Below are 21,480 nucleotides of genomic sequence, written 5' to 3'. Positions count from 1 at the left end.
CGGGGACGCCTAGTCGGGGACGCCTAGTCTCGCTGTTTTAACAATAAAAAAAGATGGTTGATAGCCTATGTAAATTGCTACCAACCATCCTGAATTATACTTTTTAAATAAGGCGTTATTTTATGACGATCAGCCTCTTGATCTCAACACCATCATCTTTTCTTAACTGTACAAGATAAGTCCCGGATGGATGTTTTTCCAAATTCACTTTTTCTGTATGTACACCTTTGCCAATTATTGACTGCTCAAATCTACTAGTTCCTCTCACATCAATTACTGATAAAGTTGCTTTTTTATTTTTCTGAAGATAAAACGAAACTTCAAATACGCCCGTATTAGGGTTTGGAGAAACTACAAGCTCATTTAATTTAATCTGTACATTGTCTTTTTCTTCAACACCAATTCTAAGGCTGCAACTTTGCCCCTCCCATTTCAGGCAGGAAGTGAGTATCGCATCACTAATGGTTTTACCAGTAAGATATATCAACCAGTCGTGATTGGTGCGGCCGCTTGAAGATCCACCTTCCCAATATACCATAGGGCAACCGGAGATAATGCGTACAACCGCATTGCCAGGACCTGCATTACCAATAATTTGACCCTCTGTAAAAGTGACACCTGAACATGTAAAAGTGTTACCCGCAGCAATAGTAATTTGAACAGTAGCTGTTTTATTATTGCACCCGCTTTTGCTGGCTGTAACCGTATAGGTATAAGTACCCGCAGCAGCTGGAGCCGTAAAATTAAGGGGTGATGTACTTCCACTAACACCGTTACCACTCCATGCATAAGTTACGCCACTGCAATTGTTACCAGTACAACTGTAGTTTAGCTGCCTCTGACCATTGGTAGTGGTCGTGGTGCTTGCTGATATGTTAAAATCACAGGTTGTGGGCGTGGTAGTGCAACTTTGTCCATCCCATTTCAGACAGGAAGTAAGTATCGCATCACTGATAGTTTTACCTGTAAGATAAGCTAACCAATCAATACTAGTGCGCCCACTAGAAGATCCACCTTCCCAATATACCATAGGACAACCCGACATAATTCGTACAACTGCATTACCAGGGCCCGCATTACCTATAATTTGTCCCTCCGTAAAAGTGACACCCGAACAAGTAAATGTATTATCTGTACTTCCGACAACGATCTGAACAGTGGCTGTTTTATTAGTACATCCGCTTTTGCTGGCTGTAACAGTATAGGTATAAGTACCGGCAGTGGTTGGCGCTGTTATATTAAGGGGCGATGTACTTCCGCTTACTCCGTTACCACTCCATGCATAAGTTACGCCACTGCAATTAGTACCAATACAATTGTAATTTAGCTGTCTCTGATTGTTGGTAATAGTACTGCTTGCAGTTATGTTAAAGTCGCAGGTTGGAGGCGTGGTAGCGCAGCCTACTGCACTTAGGCCGGCGTTATTTACAGAACCAACTGTCGGCCCATGCCACATTGTACCGGTATTGCCATCAAAAGCCTTATCAAAATTATCAGCGCTATTATTGCCTGCAGATCCGAATGGTGTACCGGTCATCTTTGTCGTCCCACTATAAAATTCAAGCTCACCTAACTCGCCCCAACCTGTGCTGCCTGCCACAAACCTGACGGAACTGTAATATACAGTGTTAGTGAAAGTAAACTCCTGCCAACCTCCTGTTCCATTTTGGCTGATTGTACTTAATGTAGTCCAGGTAGTTCCTGCATTTGTAGACCCTTGTATTGTTGCTCCGTTCAAACGATCCATACAACAATCCCCTGGTGCCCTAAACCATAAACGTACTTTGTTTACAGCACAGGCCTGAATAGTACCCGTACTTACAGTTAATGCAGCAGATGCTGTTTTTGTTGTACAACCTGGCTGTGTTGCTGAAACTGTATAAGTATAGTTACCGGCTGAACCTGGAGCGGCAATATTAATACTTTGACCAATTTGATTTACCCCATTTCCCGTCCAGGTGTAATTAACTCCTGTACATCCCGTTCCAGTGCAAGCTGAAGATAAGGTAGTGGTGGCATTTATTAAAGCTGCGCTTGGATTTGCATTAGCCGAGATAGCAAAGCTACAATTGACAGCACATCCAGATCCAGTTCCCACTCCCACAGCTGCCCACGCCTCTCCGACTTGACGGTATTCAGCTGAGCAATTTCCGTATAGCTGCTGAGCTGCCTGCAAAGTAGCGGTGCGGGCGTCGGCAAAATCATCTTGACTGGTCATATAACTGGTAAATGCCAAGTAAAGTAATCGTTCAGCTCTATCGAAAGCGATAGCATTAACGGCCCTACCATTCTGATTTCCCCCACTACAAAGTAAGTAAAACCATCTATTCATTACCCCGCTATTTATGTGCACACCAAAAGCATCATCTGGATCACCTACTGCATCATGCCACAATGGGTCTGTCAGATAAGTGGAAGGTTGAGGAATTTGCCCACGCGCATCATTAAATGGAACATCAGCAGGATTCTGCATATTTCTTAACTGTCTTCCCGGGGCAATATCTTCACCACAGAGCCAGTTCCAGTCATTAGGTAGGGTTCTTCTTTCCAAGCAATAGCCCATAATATCCGAAAATGACTCGTTCAATGCACCAGGCTCACGTTCATAAACCAAATTGGATGTAAATCGTGTAACTCCATGTGCATACTCGTGTCCTATTATATCTAAAGTTGCCAAACTTTCTCCGGTCCACGATTGTATCATAATTAATTGTCCGTCGCCAGCCGTGCCAAATATGTCATGATAATAGCCAGGGCCATAAAAATTAGGACTAAAAGCATTTTGAGGAACGTTAGTCAAAATATTAGGGATAAAACCGTTATTTTTAGTCCCATTTCTGCCGTGAATATTGTTAAAATAGTCATACGCTTTTTCAGTTGCCCAGAGCGCAGTAGTAGCTTCCTGGTGATTAGCACCCCAAGTCTCATTTGCATTTAATACTCTGGTCAAGTTATGGAACCCATTTCGGTTCACACTACGGTCGTTAGAGTTAATAAAATTGTTATTTGCATATTCTCTGACATGTCCGCGATATGGTTCTAAATAACTCCCTTCTACATTTTGGTCATAAGTAAGTTCAAGGGTCTGTTGTGGAAGATTAGGAGCTAGATAATATGGGGTAACCATTCCTTTATGCGTTTGAAAAGGAAGATTGTTTTGACCCTGAAGATAGCGTGATTTTATAGGCACAAAGGTGCCGGTAGCGGGGGGAGTAGATTGATAGATTTTGAAGTCTGGCTACTTTTATCATCCACTATACAATTTTGAAAGAGAGATATCTCTTTTAATACTTCACCTGTTTCTGCATCCGCATAAACGTGTAATAAATTTATTTCTTTCGGCCTTTTTAAAGGAATTTTGTATACCAATTGAAAACTACCAAGCTGAAAATCTGTGATATTGTTGCGAAAAATAAGGAGTTCTCCTACCAATTCATCTTCCTTGGTATGAGATTGCTCTCCATAGATTTTTGCCAGCACGGCTAAGATTTCACTGAGTGTTTTCTTTTTGGAAATATCTATTTTTAAACCTTTGATGGATCTACCATTGGCATATTTAACTTTACCGTCCAAGGAGTGTAATGTAAATTCAAGGCCCTCTACTGCAATATTGTCATAAAACAGTAAAAAACGCTAGTGAAACATTTTATCCCCAGCAGTATTTTGGGCTTGCAATCTAAACTTTAAATTTTCATTTAGTCCCAAATCTTCGGCATAACGTTTAAAAAAATCAGCCGTATCTACAGAAGCTTTTAAATTGATATAGCCATTGGGAGTAATGGTATCCGACTCCTGAAAGAGGAGACTCCGTTTATTATTATAATAATCTGGTACATACTTGTTTTGTGAAAAGCAGACATGAACAGACAAAATGAGCAAAGCAATAAGTAGCAAAGCAATGTTGCATTTGCGTGAGATTGGATAAAAGATTTTCATAATTATAAGTTGAGAGGAGTTTTTAATTTAACGATAATAGGATTTGTTAGTGAATAACCCGGAACCCAAGAGGGGCTACTTCCTGGGAACAATGGACATCTTTCTTTTAATACACCACTTACTTTATAGTTAAAAACAGACACTGATGGAGAATTTTCGAGTGTTGTATCACGCTCACAAAGCCCTATAGAAATAAAACGATTGTATGCCGTAGAGTCAAATAAAGTAAAGCCTCCGTCTCCGCGATAACTTCCCAACATATCTGTGATATAACCAATAGAATCGCTGTCACATCCGCAATTAAGAGGTAGCTCAGGTTCTTTTTTGTCACAACCAAAAGCTGCAAAAATAAATAAAACCGCAATCCACGGAATTGTCCTAAGTTTCATAAGATATCGAATTAATTAGATGAGAATTTATCGACATAAATATAGAATAAATTTTATATAGGACAATACTGTTTTATTTATTCTTAATATAATGTTAATTTTGAGATATTACTACGTATAAGCATGTCTTGGATCTACTTCAAAATTTTATGTGTTTTTTTTGCATATTTAGCTGCAAGTAACTAAATATGGCTCCTGAATGAGTCCTCTGGAAAATGAATATTTGATGTATATTAAATACAAAAATACATAAGGCGCAAGGTAAAAATAACTAATATGTATATACGTAAACTCTATACAGAATCCGTTACAGTAATATCTATCATTTGCTGCGACTGATCAAATTCAGTTTTCTTTACCAAACATAGAAATATCTTCGAGATATATATTTATTGGGGAAGTGAAACACTGCCATGTTGCTCACTTTTTGTTTATTTACCAGAAGGGATGGAATTCGCTTTTTGATTTCAGCAGGAATGGATTTTCCTTTTTCGGTTTCATTGAAATAACGCATTTGTATGTTTTTATAAAATATATTTCACAACCATACAACCATTCGGGGCATGGTTTGGCTCTTTATAATAAGCACCTAAACACAACCTATGACATCGGAGTCTGAACTGATTGCAGATTGCCTTTTACACGACCGGACTGCGCAGCGGCTATTGTATGACCGTTACAAAAGAAGTATGTATACGCTTGCATACCGCATAACGGCTGATTTCGATGATGCGAACGATGTATTGCAGGATTCTTTCCTGGAAGTTTTCCGCCATTTGGACCAGTTCAGGGGCGATGCAACACTTGGGGCCTGGATCAGGAAAATCGTAATACGCAAATCCACGAAGAAAAAGAGGCTGGTGATTTGGGAAAATATAGAAGACCATCAGCAGGAAAGCATTAACTGGGGTGAAAGTGAGATAAACGCAGCGCATCTGGAAACGGCCATTCTTTCTTTGCCCGATGGTTTCAGGACCATTTTCGTACTGGCCGAAGTGGAGGGTTACACGCACAAGGAAATCGCTGTAATGATGAACATTACAGAGGGCACTTCTAAATCACAATTGTTTCATGCAAAAAGAAAATTACGGAGCATGTTAACACCTGGATGAATTCAACTATGAAAGAGGTAAATAAAATTACATTAGATAAAGCGCTTGGACAGCTAAATACGTACGAACCGGACGGAAAGATATGGACAGCGATAAATGACGGTCTAAACGAACTGCCTTTACAAAAGGTGATCCAAAAACTACCTGACTACCGGCCGGATGAAAAAATTTGGGATCTGGTCAGAAACGACCTGGATACCAGAAAGCCAGCTTTTAATAAGATATGGTATGCTGCTGCGACCGTTTTGCTTGCTTCATTTCTTGGATTCTGGTTTTTAAGGTCGTCACCGGAACCGGCTATTTCCATTTCGCAGCAGGAGGTCGACAGTCGTTTACAGCTGAACCCGAAAGTGGCTACCGACCAGCAGTTTAACACTTTAAAGGGATACTGTGAGGCGGAGACCCTGGTTTGCAACAGTTCTGATTTCAGACAGCTGACGCAGGAATATGAAACGCTTCGCGTGGCCTCGTTGCAATTACAGCAAGCCATTGGCGAATATAATACCGAACCTGACCTGATGCGACAGCTAAGCACCCTGGAACAGGAAAAAGCAGATATTTTAAATAAAATGGCTAAAATGATTTAGCCTGATCACAATGAAAAAAATATTGTACAATTATACAAATTGATGGTTTTTGCCGGTCCGCTTGTGTGCGTCATGGCACTCGCCTCCAACCCGGTATATGCCCAGAATATCCTGCAGGTTGCTACCAAATCGATTGAAAAATCTGTTGGCAATCCGGTTGTCCGTACCCTGTATATTCATGCTGAAAAAGCGGATATCGAACTGGTGGCCTGGGACAAACCCGAAATTTCGATCGTTTTAGAACTTTCTTCCAAACATCCGGACAAAACCATTGCCGTTTCGGACCTGAACAAATTCCAGTATATCGCCGAACGTAATGGAAAAGATTACTTTTTGAGAAATTATATCTTGCTGAAAGATGGTGAAAGCAAGCCGGTTTCTAATCTTAAAGCGCGTTACATTATACATCTTCCGGCCGGATGCGGTGTGGATATGAAAAATACATTTGGCAGTATTATCCTCAAAGGTTTAACCAACAACTTGTCACTGAAAGCAGACTTTTGTACGACCACACTGGTGGATATCCAGGGGAAAGGTTTGCTGGCAACGACGTTTGGAGAATTGAAGGGTAAAGAAATTTCAGGGGCTTTTTCTTTTGAAAGCGACCATACGAACCTGCGGCTTGAACAAATATCAGGTGCTATTAAAATGGACGCGGTTTATGGAAATGTCGACATCTTTCCTACGACAGGACTCAGCAGCCTGACCATAAAATCGAAAAAGGCAGTTATCACGCTTCTTGCCAAAAACTGGCAGCAGTTTAATTACGATGTAAATGGTGCATACACGACCATGAAGCTGCCAAACGGGTTTAAATGGAGGAAAAATACGGCTGATTTCAAGGAAGCTTTTTTTAAAGAACCAGCTGGCCAACGTCCGGATTAGTACAGAATTTGGAGATTTAACCATCAAATAGCATCCATTTTAAATGTCTAACATGAAAACAGGCATCTTGTTTATGCTATTTCTTTTCCTTTCGCAATGGGCAGGCGCACAGGATAGTACTAAAATTACCTACACACAGGAAATTGACACGCTGCAAAAACAACGTTTCATAGACAGGTATGAAAACGTGTTTATGACCAAAGTGCCAACGAGGCATATGTTTAAAATCGGGCTTTCGCAGTATTATCAGGCATTGCCTGTACCACTTATGGTCGATAAACTGACAAACTCAACCTCGTTACAGCTGGGGTATGAAATCAAATTTCTTCCTTCGTTTTCCCTTGCATTATCCGGCCACTTTCCATATCTGAAAAGTGAACAGCCCCTTCGATCCATCCTGAGCTATACGATCCTCGATGCCCAGCTGCGCTGGTTTTTTGATATGCGGAGGCGTGTTAAAGCTGGAAAAGCTGCGAGTAATTTTAGTGGTAATTATGTTGCCCTGTATTACAATATGCCAGGTACTTTAAATAATTCACCCAATATTGGCTTCAAGTTAGGTTTCCAGCGCAGGTTTCTCAATGCAGGTTATATGGATTTTGCTGTGGCCTTGCAGCAGGAAACTCCATGGTTCCATTATGGTATATTGAGCAACTGGTCAATATCTTCACAGGCGAGTTTTGGATTTGCATTTGGAGACTGGAAAAAAACCAGTACCGGGCCTCTCTGTGATGTCCTGCTATGCGATGAACATTTAAGAAGTCAATGGAAAGTCCGGCTGCCGGAAGTTACAATTGGTACTTATCTGTACAGGGTCCGCATGGGTGTCGCCTATGAACAGAAAATTAAAACTTCGCCTTTTTCTGTAAATTTTGAACTTACCGTTGGACTAAATAAAGGATGGGATTATCAGAACCAGATCCATTACATAGATGGATATGGCAATTACCCTTTTCGGTTAATGCGTTCAAGGGAATTGTTTCCTACGCTCTCCGTACAGCCGCGTTACTATCTGCTTCACAAAAAACAAAGATTAAACGGCAAAGGTGGTCATGGTTTTTCAGGAATATACACCGGTCTGAATTCCGATTATACATATTATTTGGGACACCATTCTTTTAGTAACTTCCCTGAGATGCCTGCTCTTGATCTTAAAAAGCATGTTATAAAAGCCGGTCCAATGTTCGGGTTTCAGCAAAGGCTTTTCAGGCATGGATTTCTGGACGTGAATACGTCGGTGAATTACCAGTATCAGGGTATTATGTCCAACAAACATATCAATTTCAAAACGTCTATTGGCCTTGGCCTTGCCTGGTAAGTTTTAGTTAAAATCTGTTTTTATATGAGTGCTTTCATCAAAAAAGGCAGGCTATTGCTTGTGCCTGTTTTTATTTTATTTCTGGTATTCGGACTGCATAAAACTTTTCAAAAGAAAGACGTAACAGTGAATATAAGTGGAAACGATTTAACAAAATACCGGAGTAATAACGTAATCATTCATCAATACCTTTTCAGGATTTACAACCTGGCTGCCTGCGGCAAAACAGCAGAAGCCGAAAATGAATTTCTGGATATGAAGCAGCTGTGGTTTATGCAGATATTCTTGCAAAATATTCCCTGGACCCGATGATTAATCAGCAGTACTTTCCATCTGACAGCCTTACTAAACTTGAAAAACTGATGGAACAGTTGTACCCGGAAAAACAAGATAAACAGTTGGAACTGGTTACAAAAGAAATAAGGAGGATCCAGGTATTCCTTGATAAACCAGTCATACTGAATCAGCCTCATTGAATCAAAATAAATCACCCCATTTTAAATTAGCATACATCCTTTTACTCCTGCCAATGCCTCTTTATTAGTACATACCAATATTGATGCGAGTGGTGTAACCACTGTTTCATGATCAGCTCTATTTTATTAATTTAATTCAAACCGGATATGCCTTTCTGACAAGTTAAGGGTTAATCCCACCGACCTTGGTGTAAAAGCAGGTTATCAATTTAGAGGAAATTATTCCTTAAAATGGCCTGAAAAACATCCTGACGGTTATTACTGGTGGAATTCCGTTCTTCCCCTGGTCTGGGTGCATTTTTAGTCATAAATATATTTTGCGTATAAGCTATATGGTTTGTTTTAAAATGAAACTCTCATTTCCTTTTAAGTCTATTTTTATGGTTATGTTTTGAAAATTTTGCTTGAAAAATTCAGAGATTTTTTAGTAGTAATATGTAGAACTGAGGTAAAATCAATTCTTTTTTTGTCTTTAAATTGAGTAGAAAATATTAAAATTTAAGTCTAGATAGAATTGTGGTTTTGTTCTATATTTGATAGATAACTATCTAAACTCTTCTATCTGTTTTATCAATGAAATTATTTTTACTACTCATCGTTTCGTTACTTTCATTTACTTCGTATTCCCAGTCCATTGAAGCAGACCGGGCTGCATTAGTCAAACTATACAATGGTACAAACGGGCCGCAATGGAAAAATCAAAACAATTGGAATACAACTACTAGCCCTTGCGGATGGTACGGAATTACCTGTTCTGACGGAAGGGTTACTGAAATTCGTTTGGCGGGAAACAATCTTGCCGGCACCATACCCATTGAAAAGGAAGATTTTACTGAACTTAGATGGCTTGAATTGCCTGATAATCATTTAACGGGTAACATTCCGGCTGAATTGGGTAGCCTTTCCAATCTAACCGATATTTATCTCGGTGCTAATAAGCTGACCAGTGAAATTTCGCCAAAACTGACCAATCTTAGAAATTTAAGAGCACTATCTTTATATGACAATCAGTTAACAGGTTCCATTCCTGATGCTCTGTATAATGGATCGAAGCTGATATTACTCGATCTGGCGCAGAACAAATTAACTGGCGGTATTAGCAGCGCTATCGGAAATGCAAAACTTCTTCAAGGAATTAATCTTTGGGGTAATCAGTTTACCGGGCCTCTTCCTGACTCTTTGTGGGAATTATCGGATCTTAATTATTTAGCACTTCACGACAATAACCTGTCCGGGGAAATTTCCGCTGGCATTGGCAAGCTCACGAATCTGAATTTGCTTTTTCTTAATAATAACCAGTTTGCAGGATTTGTCCCCGAAGAGATAGGTAATCTTTCGCAGTTAACCCACCTCAACCTGTCTCATAACGGGCTTCACAATGAAAATCCCGGTTTATTTGGAAATTTAACAAATCTTGAAGTTTTAGATTTAAGTCATAATTCGTTTTTTAAAATATTCGAAAACTTAGGAAATCTGACCAAACTGAAAACTCTAAATCTGAATAATAATTATCTCTGGGCGATACCTTCGGATATCGGAAATCTTTTGGATCTTGAATATCTGAATTTGAGCAGTGACAGCCTGTTTGGACCAATTCCATCTTCTATTTTAAATTTAACGAAGCTTAAAAGACTGGAACTGGATAATAACGAACTGAAAGGAACGGTACCGGATTTCCGGAACATTGCGGACGATGGATTTATTTCATTGAGCCTGAATAATTTTACGTTTTCAGGCCTGGAATCAAATACTGAAAAATTTGATAATTACTCACCGCAACGTAATCTGCCACTTAATCTTAAAGACAAAACGTTATCGGTAGAAGCAGGTGGTAATTTGTTGAATAACACGTATGTATGGTATAACAACAATGAACAGGTTGCTTCGGACAAGGGGATTAACTCGTACAGCATGACAGGTAGCGGATCCTACCGGGTTGAAATTTACAATGATCTGGTTCCCGGCCTGGTTTTAAACAGCAAGGTTTTTGTATTTGATGAGAACCGATACCTGACTTTGATAGTAAATGGGAAAAAACTTTCAGTTGATCCGAGGAACAATTTGCAATACAATCATTACATGTGGTATAAAGATAACCAGTTACTTTCTGTAACAAATACCAATGAATTCACAATGAACGGTGATGGCGCTTACAGGGTTGAAGTGTACAACTATTCTCTTCCGGGTCGGTTTGCATATAGTAATACTTATGTTCATACTGAAAACCCACTTCTGGTCACACTCATAAATTTCAGTGCTAAAAAGTCAGAAAAAGGAAACCAAATTTCTTGGTCGACAACGTCAGAAACAAACAACGCCGGATTTGAAATTGAAAGAAGTGCAGATGCCAAAAGCTTTGTCATGATCAGCAGGATCGATGGAAAAGGCAATTCATCGGTTTTAAATCATTATGAGTTTTTTGACCAAAGCCCTCTGGGTAATGGTTATTACAGACTTAAACAGATTGATCACAATGGAAAGTCAGCATTCTCGCGCACTGTTTACGTTCAGTATGTGCTTGCTGCGTTAAAAGTTTACCCCAATCCAGCTCATGGAAATTTTGTACTGGAAAGTACCGATGCTGACAGTCCGGTGTATGTTTATAATTTAAATGGACAAAAGGTAATGAAAAGGAAAGGTTCAAATTTTCATACTTTTAAAACGGATGGCCTTACGAATGGAATCTATGTGATTCAGCAAGGAAGCCAGCGTATAAAACTTGCGATTGAAAAGTAGAGGAAAAAATCAATTATATCTTCTCCTAATAATTTAAAAAGGATCAAACACCAGGTATAAATTTGGTTACTTTTGTCTTAAGTGCGGTTACATATAAATTTTTATGATTTTCAAAGGTTTCGGTGTTACAGATTGGCTGGATAGAATAATTAATAAAGACTCGAAAGAGCAGTACAATCTGGCGTTGTGTTGTATAGTAAAGGATGAAAATGAGTATTTAGAGGAATGGATTACTTATCACAGAAAAATAGGGGTTGACCATTTTTTTATTTATGATAATGAAAGTAAAGTATCTGTTACAGAGACATTGAAGAACTTAGGTTTGTCGGCGTATGCTACTGTAATAAAGGTTCATGGCAGGGCCAAACAAGTGAAAGCCTATAATGACTGTTTGATCAGGCAACGAAAATCGTCTCAATGGATCGGTTTTATAGACGCTGATGAATTTATTGTTCCTAAAAGTACAAATGGCGACTTGCCGGCTTTCCTGAAAAAATTTGAAAAATTTGGCGGGATCGGTATAAACTGGTTGATATTCGGGTCGGGCGGGCATAAAATAAGAACGAACCAATCACAGTTAGAAAGCTTTTTGCTCAGGTCGGAAGTTGGTTTTCATTTGAATTCCCATGTGAAAATGATTGTACAAACTAAATATGTCAGACGTTCGATAGGTGCACACTTATTTACCTTTATTAAAGATTATTATGCTGTTAATGAGAACTTTATTCCCATTACGAGCCATTTATCAGATACAAGCGTAAACCAAATCCAGTTGAACCATTATTTTTGCCGGTCGCTCGAAGAGCATATCGAGAAAGTTGAACGGGGCCTTGCAGATACTACGCGAAGGAAAAGAAGTATTGCAGAATTTTACGAGCGCGATTTAGATGCCAATAAGGTAGAAGACAGGACTATTTTGAATATTTTGGGGATGGTAAAATGAACCTGGAGCAAGGCGTCTGGGTAGCACTAATTTGCAATCTGAAAACATAGTATTAGAACAGCAATCCTTTCCCAATTACTTTGCCTTAAAATACCAACACAAACACCGAAACAAGTAGATTGCCATACGTATGTTCTATTAATTGGTAATAGATTTTATAAGCAATCAAAATGGAACAAAACAGGCGTGATTTTATAAAAAATGTTGCCGTTGGCTCGGCTGGTGTGGTGATTGGTGGCGGTTCGGCTTTTGGGTTCAGTGCTAAAAGTTATAAGCGGATTATTGGTGCCAATGAACTGATACGTGTTGCAACTATTGGTGTAAACAGTCGTGGAAAGGGGATGTCTGCTACTATTTCCGGACAAAAAAATGCAGAAGTAGGCACCATTTGTGATGTGGATGAACGCACAATACCCAAAGCAATCGAAGAGGTTTTGAAAACCAAACAGACTGCGGTACCCAAATCGGAAAAGGATTGCCGGAAAGTAATGGACGATAAATCAATTGACGCAATTTACATCGCTACGCCCGATCATTGGCATGCTCCGCTTACGATCATGGGTTGTCAGTCGGGTAAACATGTGTATGTCGAAAAGCCGTTAAGCCATAATCCACATGAAGGCGAAATGGCTGTTGCAGCAGCACGGAAATATAACCGTGTTGTTCAAATGGGAGCACAGCGGCGTTCAGCACCTGTTTTGACCGAAGGTATAGAGCAATTGCATAAAGGAATTATCGGACGGGTATATATGGCTAAAACATGGTATACCAACAAAAGAAAAGCAACATTTTTGAAACCGGGGACTGTTCCTTCATGGCTTGATTATGAATTGTGGCAGGGCCCCGCTCCAAGGGTGCCCTACAAGGATGGGCTGATCCACTACGACTGGCACTGGTTCTGGCATTGGGGAACGGGCGAAGCTTTAAATAACGGAACACATGAGGTAGATGTAGCAAGATGGGGACTGGGTGTCGATTTTCCGATCCGTGTCAGTTCAGCAGGAGGGCGTTATGAGTTTAAGGATGATTGGGAAACGCCGGATACACAGGTAATAACCATGGATTATCCGGGTAGGATTTCGCTGATGTGGGAATCAAGAAGCTCAAACGGGCGGAAAATAGAAGGCCTTGACCGGGGCATTATTTTCTATGGTGAAAACGGAAGTCTGGATACTGGCGGTGACAGTTACACGATTTACGACCTTGATGGTAAATTAGTAAAGGAAGTGAAGTCCAAAACAGAAGGCGCTGTGGATGGAAGAAATACCGCAAGTCCGAGTCTGGGAATGGATAACCTGCATGTCATGGATTTTCTGGATGCGATCAAAAACAACCGCCGCCCTAATTGTGATGTTGAAATCGGGTATAAAAGTGTAGTGGCGATGCAATTGGGAAATATTGCATGGCGTGTTGGCCGGAGTCTGTCCATTGATCCGACAAACGGCCACATCATTGGTGACAAGGATGCCCAGAAATTATGGAGCCGTGAATATGAAAAAGGTTGGGAGCCGAAAGTTTAAAGATCATCGGATTGTACCGGGCTGTATATCGGGTAATTTTCCGGGATGCAACCTGGTATAATTTTAATTCAGGAAACAATGGTTTTTTGCACCAATTGAGGATCGGCAGATTTGACAACAATGATGGTGATGATAGCTGAAAACAGCAATGCCATGGACATCAGAATATAAGATGAATCGAAACTGCCTGTTTGGCCGTTGAGATAACCAACCAGATAAGATCCTGCAAAAGACCCCAGCGCACCCAAACTGTTGATCAATCCAATAGCTCCGCCTGCTACATTTTTTGGAAGAATATCGGCTATAACCGCAAAAAATGGCCCGTAAGGAGCATAAAGAGCACCGCCTGCCAATACCAGCAATGCGAACGATATCCAGAAATGATCCTTGCCAAGCAGATAAGCGCCAAAAAATGACAAGGATGCGATCAAAAGAAAAGGCCAGATGAAGATTTTCCTGTTCAGGGTTTTATCAGAAAAATAAGAAGCACTAAGCATTCCGGCGATTGCCAGAATATAAGGCACTGAAGATAACCAGCCGGTTTTAACAATGTCCATATCCGGAGCGGCTTTGATGATGGAGGGTAACCACATGACAAAACCATAAACGCCTACGCTCCAAAGCAGATATTGCAGGCACAACAAAATTACCGTTCTGGATTTGAATGCCTCCATATAGTTTTTGACCGGCCTGATACCGATCTGTTCATCATACAGTTGCTTTTCAACTTCATATTTCTCTGTTTCAGTTAACCATTTTGCGTCTTTTGGCTTTTCGTCAATCATTTTCCACCAGACGAAGGCCCAGATGATACCGGGCACTCCCTGAAGAATAAACATCCATCGCCACCCCATTGAATCGATCATATATCCGGACAAAACAGACATCCAGAGAACGGTGACCGGGTTACCCAGAATCAAAAAAGTGTTTGCCGTCGAGCGTTCTTTTTTTGTGAACCACTGGCTTAGCAGGATCAGCATGGCCGGCATAACTGCGCTTTCCACCACACCCAGCATAAATCGAATTACAATCAGGGTCTTTACGTCATTGACCATCCCGGTTGCGGCAGCCAGAGCACCCCAGCTGATGAGTGAAAGAAAAATTAGTTTTTTTGCGCTTTTATGTGCGGCATATTGTGCTCCGGGAATTTGAAAAAAGAAATAACCCAGGAAAAATAATGAACTCAGCAGCGAGGATGTGCCTTTGCTCATGTTCAGGTCATCCGACATACCACCTGCAACCGCAAAACCAAAATTGGCGCGGTCCAGATAGGCAAGGCTATAAGTTACAAAAACGATCGGTATGATACGGTACCAGCGTGCGGGAGCCAGCTTCATAATAGTTTTAGTTATTGCAGTGAGGGCAAAATCGTTTTTTGACAGAGAAGCCACGACTCATAAACTTCGAGGAGGTTTTAAAAGTCATTCGGAGCGGCACATTTTTTCCAGTATTCTATAATTATCCTGAGCGTATCTTTTAGTTCGCTGAACGATGTTTCTTTTATAAAAAACCCCTGAACCGACATACTGTAAGCATCAATTACCATTTGCTGACTTCTTGCAGTCGAGAAAAATAAGTAAGGGATACATTTTAGATTTAGGGCCGAATCGGTGTGCAACTTGCTCCTTAATTCAAACCCGTTTAGCTTAGGCATGTTAATATCTGAAAGAATTAAGAAGGGAGTATTTGATGTATTGTGCAGATATTCCAGTGCAGCCAGGCCATCCGGAAAGTATTTTCTTTTATTCAGATAATCCAATGATGTAAATGCTTCTTCTAATAGAATTTTATCATCGTCGTCGTCTTCAATGATGATAATGTCCCCGTTTTTATTCATAAAAAAATTTTTTGATCATTCCGTTATAAATAAAAATATCTGCCTGCCCTATTAAGCATATTGAACATTATTTCTACTCCGGCTATTTCATGTTAATACCAATCTGGTTAAGGCATTTCCTATCTTTAGGTAAATTTAAATTACCAGCGGGTTACCGAAAATAAATCATGATAATTTCCATATAAAAACAGAACCATTCCGTTCAAGTATCCAGCCAGTACGAAATTCTGTTAGCGGGTATGTTTTCGGATAAACCTTAAGATTTAAATGTACTGATCCCGACATCTCCAGCCTTACCCATCTGCTCAATGAATCAAGTAATTTAATTTTTGCATTTAAATTACCAAAGCTTGTCAAATTATCGTCCTGAGCAATTACCAATGAACGGCTTTCAACTGCCAAATCCGGGTTATTATCTGCCCTGTCTGATATAGGAAAATACATGATAGCCGATAGCTATTGCCACAAATACACTTGCTTTTAACAAGCTTATACTTTCGGCTGATAATAATTGCCAGCTTCCGACAATAAATAGTGGTAAATAGAAAAGAACACCAGTTACAACTCCGGGAGAATATTTTTTCAAGACAAACACGCCATAAATATGGAAACACGCATTGATGCCGGCAATGGCCGTGTTACAATACCAAATAGAAATAGCGCGCGGGTTTTCACCCAGATATAACGGCAATACACAAACCCCGATCATCAATGTATTGATCCAAACGAGATACCCATATCTGATACCCTCAGTTTTTGGAGGCCTGAGTTCTGCATACCATTCGGCAAAGCCGCCGGGAAATAAAAACTCTTCCGTTACATGCAGCATGATTGCAGCCGGAAGCAGAATTGCAAGTGTTGAAAATGTAATCATAATAAGGTTATCGTTAGAAGATACTCATTTGATATTTACAAATTCTAAATCGCTATTGCATATCCTGAATCTTGGAACTGGCAAATCCTGTTCATCCTTTAATCCTGTCTAAAATTTGCCTGTCCATAGCACTTCAACAGTGAATGAGCACTATCGGGATTGATGTATCAGTTGTGATACGGATCATAAAACATGTCGTGTCCTGAATTTTTATCCAACACTTATAACAAAATTCACACTCGCAAGGAACCACGAAATCCTCTTGCGGCATAATAGGAGTCAGCACCGTTGTGATATATAAAGACTCTGCCGAAGCGACGGTCACCAAAAATAGCACCACCCAGTTTTCTGATGTTATCAGGCGTTTTCAGCCAGCTCGACGTTTTCAGGTCAAAATTTCCGAGTTGCTGTAAATCCTGATATTGTTCTTCTGTCAGCAGCTCTATACCTATTTCTGCCGCTGAATCTATGACACTATTTTCCGGTTTGTTTGCTTTCCTTGAATCCAGTGCCGTACGGTCGTAACAAAAACTTCTTCTTTCTTTGGGACTTTCTGACGCACAATCATAAAAGATATATTCACCCGTTTTTTCGTCAAAACCAACTACATCCGGTTCGCCGCCGGTTATTTCCATTTCATCGAGCGATCGTAGTTTTTCGCCGTTAGCTTCCAATTTTTCCTGTATCTTCTTCCATTCCAAATCTTTATGACGATTCATGTTTTTCTCAAAACGCGTTTTCAATATTTTGAGAAGTTCATCCCGCTCTTCTGGTGATAACTCTTTTTTATAGATATTCATGTTGTTTTACTTTTTAATATTGCTGTTGAAAAGGGTATTTATCGCATTTGAAAACTATGTTGACACAATAGAATAAGCCAGCAGTATAATAAAAATGATCATGTCAGTCCACAATGCAAAAGTCTCATTAGTACTGACTGGTTTTTTTATCATGTGCTGAAGACCCGCAAAACCATAATAAAGCCCGCTTGCAAATGCACTGACAATTCTCCAGTCGGGTTTAAAAAGTGAAATAATACCAACTAGTCCGAAACACAAATTGGCGAAACCCAACTCACGAATAACCGGGAAAATATCAGGATTCTCAATATGAAAAATTTCCCTGGCAGTAAAAGCAGGTTTTACGGATTGCTGAATCCCCGCAACAAACAACCGGAGCCCGACTGCTGAAAAAATGAACCACTTGCCGAATAATTCAAATGATAATGGAACGTGTGTTAAAAGATACTCTGTTATGAATCCAGCCACCGGGATCACAAAAGTCATAAGCGATACGCTGATAAAATATCTTTTGTTCATGCCTGATAAAGGAAATTAGGTAGCCTTCCTACAAACTGATTTTATGTTCCGAAAACATTAAGGCGATGAGTTTTTACTATTAGATTGATATTAAAAGACTCATCGCCTTAAATGTTACTCCTTCATAAAATTCAATGTTTGCCGGGAACCGGATCCTTCTACGACTATAAAATATAACCCAACAGAAAGGTCTTTGATGTTGATGAACACTAGTTGAGATTTACTGGTTTTTCCTAATATTCTTTCTTTCAGTACTTTACCGTTTACATCCATAATCTTATAACTGGTCTTTTCGTCATCGTTAAGACTAAGATTTAAGTCATCACTGACAGGGTTGGGGAACAGATATATAAGCTGATCTTTATTCATATCGACCGAAATGATCCTGCTGAATGCGGAGGTACCGCCATGGTCATTCATTTTTAAGCGGTAGTAAGCCATACCTGGTAAAGGCTGCAGGTCATCATATTGGTAATCCTTTTGCGAGGTGGCTTCACCTGCGGCGTTCACCGTAGCCAGTGTTAAAAACCGGGTTCCGTCCTTACTGCGCTGCAATTCAAAATCGGCAGAATTAGATTCAGAAGCAGTGCTCCATTGTAACCGGACACTCTTTTCATGGGGTGTGCCCGTGAAACGTACCAAGGTTACAGGCAGGGCGGCAATAGTATTCTTGGCAAAATAAAAAGTAGAAAAGGAACTGACAGAAGCCGTCAATACATATCCTCCGCCTTCCCAGCTCAACCCGGTAGTAGCAAGAGGTACCGCGCTTTTTAAGATACCTGCAGTACAGCCTGTTTCGCTTTTAAAAATGGCTATGTCACCAATCCCTGTTACACCTGATAATACATTGTCACTATTTTTGGCCGTTTTCAGGGCTTCCAGTTCTTCGGATTTTATGTAAAGCCTTACAGAAACGGGGGATGAGGGCTGGTGTTCCGGAGTAATACTCAGGTTACGGTCCAGGTAGAGATTTTTGTTGCCTTCCTGTCTTACGGCCAGGTTATTGATATACAAGCTCGTACTTACGAACCCAAGGTTATTGCCATTTGCATTGATTTCGGCCACTGCATTACCTTGGTTATCAGTGATGGCCACCCATTTATTATTGTTGTTATTATTGATGGTTATCTCAGGAAACGAAGTGCAACGGCCAGGGAAGGCACTGGCTACGGGGGACGGAACTGTTATTAGTCCGTTCGAGAAAACCGGTTTTTTGCCATTGAGACCATCAAAATCCGTCGTTTTGATAAATATGTTGGTAAGATTATCCCACTCGAACACAGTCCCAAGGTCATGATTCCCTCCGGCGCTTGTCATTCCATAAAATTTACCCTGGTTAAAAGTCAGACTTGCTGTGGGGAATTTTCCGCTGTTGGGGTTAAAGTCAAATTTTTTAGTATACTCATTGCTAACAGGGTCCCATTCGAAGATGACGCCAAAACCATTTGCACCACCTTTGGAGGTTACCCCATAAAATTTGCCATTCAGCAACACGAGGCTGCCTTCCGGGCTGAAACCGGAGGTAACATTAAGATCAATTTTTTTTACATAGGTATTACCTATCGGCTCCCATTCAAAAATGACACCCCCATTGTTGGTACCACCACTTTTTGTCAGACCATAGAACTTCCCATTGCTATGAGTCAGGTTCCCGTAGGGATTGGACCCACTTTCATCCGAAAAGTCGAATTTTTTGGTATACAAATTAGTAGTTGGTGACCATTCAAAAATGACCCCCTTATTGTTAACTCCGCCGTTGGAAGCTGTTGCGTAAAACTTGTCATTTAAGAGGGAAAAGTCTCCAAGTGGAATGTTTCCACCCGCTGCAGGAAAAGCGTATTTTTCTGTATAACTATTCGTTTCAGGATCCCACTCAAAAATGGAACTATGACCATTGTCAGTTTGTCCAGATCCCAGTCCATAGAACTTCCCTGAATAAAATACTAAATTTGTGCCACCACCTCCGCCATAGGCTTTGGTATCCGGGTCGTAAGCCTTAATGTCGTATCTTTTTTTGTACAGATTGTTGATTAGATCATATTCAAAAATAACCCCGTGTCTAAAATATCCTGCCGTTGAAAACGATCCTCCACCTCTGGTAACTCCAAACAATTTGCCGGCTTTATATGTTAAACTCTTATTAGGAAAAGTCCCATTTTCTGAAAAATTAAATGAGTTCAATACCTTGAATCCGTTATTGTCAATGTCCCATTCAAAAATATTTCCGCAGAAACCAGAACTACCTTGTTGGGACATTCCATAAAATTTGTTATTGTAAATCGCAAGAGCTCCGACAGGGTATGCACCATTGGGGAGCGTGCCCCGATAATAATTAAAGCTTTTTTTTCTGTTTAATTCTTTGGTAACCAGATCAAACTCCCATATGGAACCAGTATTCTCAAAATTTTGGGAATTAGTCTCTTCATGCGTAACTTCATAAAGCTTTCCATTTTTAACAGTTAGAGAACCAACTGTCAATTCGCGGTCAAAAGACCTTAGGAAAGCATAGTAAGCACAAATGTTGCTGACCGGATCCCATTCTCTGAAAGAATGATTTGTTCCATAACCACTTTCCGAGCTTGTATTTACCCAATAAAATTTACCGTTATAATAAGCCGGTTTTTGGTAACTGCCCTCATTAAATCTTTCGGAGCAGTTATTAGAAACAGGGTCCCATTCGTAAACGACCCCCTTGTTGGAACTTCCTCCTGACACAGTCATTCCATAGAATTTATTGTTAACGATTGTCATACCTCCGTTAGGATTAGCTCCATTTATGCCATCAAAATCAATTTTGATTGAAAAGATGTTTCCATTTGGATCCCATTCAAATATAGTCCCTTTGTTATTTGCTCCACCGCTTTTAGTTGTTCCGTAAAGAATCCCGTTAAGGGTATTAAGCTGATTTCCAGGTACATTTGTAAAATCATACTGCTTTGAAAATACATTTGAGATTGGATCCCATTCAAAAAGAACACCTGAGTTGTTTGCTCCACCTCGTGGTGTAGTTCCATAAATCTTGCCTTTTACCAATATTAAACTTCCTTCCGGATAACCTCCGTCTGTTCCGTTAAAATCATAAATTTTATTGTAAGTATTCGTGTTCGGATCCAACTCAAAAATAACTCCGGCATCGTAAGCACCTCCTTTGGATGTCATTCCATACAGTTTGTCGTTGTACAGCATCAATTCCGTTTCAATTGGATTTTTACCAGGGTTTGAAGTAAAATTATTTCTGACTTGTAAATTGTTTCCATTACCATCCAGGCTAAATATCGTTCCGTCGCCATTCTTTCCACCTTCCGGAGTCATCCCCCAAAGCTGGTTGACACCTTGCGCTGTCGAATATAAGTGAATACTTAAAAGAAAGATTACAACGTAAAGTAAAATAGAATAGTTGCCAGGCCGGAAGCCAAAAAATGAAAACATAACATTTTTCATAGAAAGTAAATTTAGTTTATAGTTGATGAAGTTGGTAACCTGGTAATCAAATTGGACTTACTTATTTTTAACGCTAATTCGGGCTAGTTCATTTCCTAACCTGATGC

Annotated in this window: 19 protein-coding genes; 8 read left to right on the top strand and 11 right to left on the bottom strand. The window is 40.0% G+C overall.

Going from position 1 to position 21,480, the window contains the following annotated elements:
- Positions 1-115: 115 nt before the first annotated feature.
- The 4 genes from KZC02_RS04095 to KZC02_RS04080 are packed head-to-tail and all read right to left on the bottom strand — an operon-like array spanning position 116 to position 4,325.
- Complete coding sequence (locus tag KZC02_RS04095; RefSeq protein ID WP_221392948.1) at positions 116-3,127, bottom strand: M4 family metallopeptidase; 3,012 nt, start codon at positions 3,125-3,127, stop codon at positions 116-118.
- A gap of 53 nt (positions 3,128-3,180) precedes the next feature.
- Positions 3,181-3,573 carry a hypothetical protein gene (locus KZC02_RS04090; protein WP_221392947.1) on the bottom strand — a complete coding sequence of 131 codons (393 nt, stop codon included), beginning with the start codon at positions 3,571-3,573 and terminating at the stop codon, positions 3,181-3,183.
- Positions 3,574-3,633: 60 nt separating this feature from the next.
- The gene (locus KZC02_RS04085; RefSeq protein ID WP_221392946.1) at positions 3,634-3,936 is read right to left on the bottom strand and encodes a hypothetical protein; all 303 of its coding nucleotides are present in this window, start codon (positions 3,934-3,936) and stop codon (positions 3,634-3,636) included.
- Positions 3,937-3,938: 2 nt separating this feature from the next.
- Positions 3,939-4,325 (bottom strand): hypothetical protein, encoded by a 387-nt coding sequence (locus KZC02_RS04080; RefSeq protein WP_221392945.1) that lies wholly within the window; start codon positions 4,323-4,325, stop codon positions 3,939-3,941.
- Between the two features lie 602 nt (positions 4,326-4,927).
- On the opposite strand from KZC02_RS04080, the gene KZC02_RS04075 reads away from it, so the two are divergent.
- The 8 genes from KZC02_RS04075 (at position 4,928) to KZC02_RS04040 (ending at position 13,902) form a co-directional block, all read left to right on the top strand.
- A complete protein-coding gene (locus tag KZC02_RS04075) occupies positions 4,928-5,437 on the top strand; it encodes an RNA polymerase sigma factor (RefSeq protein ID WP_221392944.1) in 510 nt (169 codons plus the stop codon).
- Positions 5,438-5,445: 8 nt separating this feature from the next.
- Positions 5,446-6,024 (top strand): hypothetical protein, encoded by a 579-nt coding sequence (locus KZC02_RS04070; RefSeq protein ID WP_221392943.1) that lies wholly within the window; start codon positions 5,446-5,448, stop codon positions 6,022-6,024.
- 42 nt (positions 6,025-6,066) lie between these two features.
- Positions 6,067-6,909, top strand: a complete 843-nt coding sequence (locus KZC02_RS04065; RefSeq protein WP_229253983.1) for a hypothetical protein — start codon at positions 6,067-6,069, stop codon at positions 6,907-6,909.
- 52 nt (positions 6,910-6,961) lie between these two features.
- Entirely contained in the window at positions 6,962-8,227 is a 1,266-nt protein-coding gene (locus tag KZC02_RS04060) for a hypothetical protein (RefSeq protein WP_221392942.1), read from the top strand.
- A gap of 24 nt (positions 8,228-8,251) precedes the next feature.
- Positions 8,252-8,539: a hypothetical protein gene (locus KZC02_RS04055; RefSeq protein ID WP_221392941.1), complete on the top strand. Its 288-nt coding sequence runs from the start codon at positions 8,252-8,254 to the stop codon at positions 8,537-8,539.
- Positions 8,540-9,276: 737 nt separating this feature from the next.
- A complete protein-coding gene (locus KZC02_RS04050; protein WP_221392940.1) occupies positions 9,277-11,439 on the top strand; it encodes a T9SS type A sorting domain-containing protein in 2,163 nt (720 codons plus the stop codon).
- Positions 11,440-11,542: 103 nt separating this feature from the next.
- Positions 11,543-12,382, top strand: a complete 840-nt coding sequence (locus KZC02_RS04045; RefSeq protein WP_221392939.1) for a glycosyltransferase family 92 protein — start codon at positions 11,543-11,545, stop codon at positions 12,380-12,382.
- A 170-nt stretch (positions 12,383-12,552) separates the two neighbouring features.
- Positions 12,553-13,902: a Gfo/Idh/MocA family protein gene (locus KZC02_RS04040; protein ID WP_221392938.1), complete on the top strand. Its 1,350-nt coding sequence runs from the start codon at positions 12,553-12,555 to the stop codon at positions 13,900-13,902.
- Positions 13,903-13,970: 68 nt separating this feature from the next.
- Here the strand turns inward: KZC02_RS04040 and KZC02_RS04035 are convergent, their stop codons facing one another.
- The 7 genes from KZC02_RS04035 to KZC02_RS04005 form a co-directional block, all read right to left on the bottom strand.
- Positions 13,971-15,239 carry an MFS transporter gene (locus tag KZC02_RS04035; protein WP_221392937.1) on the bottom strand — a complete coding sequence of 423 codons (1,269 nt, stop codon included), beginning with the start codon at positions 15,237-15,239 and terminating at the stop codon, positions 13,971-13,973.
- 77 nt (positions 15,240-15,316) lie between these two features.
- Positions 15,317-15,739: a response regulator gene (locus tag KZC02_RS04030; protein WP_221392936.1), complete on the bottom strand. Its 423-nt coding sequence runs from the start codon at positions 15,737-15,739 to the stop codon at positions 15,317-15,319.
- Positions 15,740-15,904: 165 nt separating this feature from the next.
- On the bottom strand, positions 15,905-16,141 hold the full coding sequence (locus tag KZC02_RS04025; RefSeq protein WP_221392935.1) for a hypothetical protein: 237 nt from the start codon (positions 16,139-16,141) through the stop codon (positions 15,905-15,907).
- Positions 16,142-16,151: 10 nt separating this feature from the next.
- The gene (locus KZC02_RS04020) at positions 16,152-16,613 is read right to left on the bottom strand and encodes an HXXEE domain-containing protein (protein WP_221392934.1); all 462 of its coding nucleotides are present in this window, start codon (positions 16,611-16,613) and stop codon (positions 16,152-16,154) included.
- Positions 16,614-16,846: 233 nt separating this feature from the next.
- Positions 16,847-17,413: a DUF4256 domain-containing protein gene (locus KZC02_RS04015; protein WP_221392933.1), complete on the bottom strand. Its 567-nt coding sequence runs from the start codon at positions 17,411-17,413 to the stop codon at positions 16,847-16,849.
- A 54-nt stretch (positions 17,414-17,467) separates the two neighbouring features.
- Entirely contained in the window at positions 17,468-17,932 is a 465-nt protein-coding gene (locus KZC02_RS04010) for a DUF6790 family protein (protein ID WP_221392932.1), read from the bottom strand.
- Between the two features lie 114 nt (positions 17,933-18,046).
- Positions 18,047-21,373, bottom strand: coding sequence for a choice-of-anchor tandem repeat GloVer-containing protein (locus KZC02_RS04005; RefSeq protein ID WP_221392931.1), 3,327 nt, complete (start codon positions 21,371-21,373; stop codon positions 18,047-18,049).
- Positions 21,374-21,480: the final 107 nt, after the last annotated feature.

Source organism: Dyadobacter sp. NIV53, assembly GCF_019711195.1.
Taxonomy (GTDB): domain Bacteria; phylum Bacteroidota; class Bacteroidia; order Cytophagales; family Spirosomataceae; genus Dyadobacter.
The sequence above is the reverse complement of the archived record's forward strand: the minus strand, read 5'-3'. Positions and strand labels throughout refer to the sequence as shown.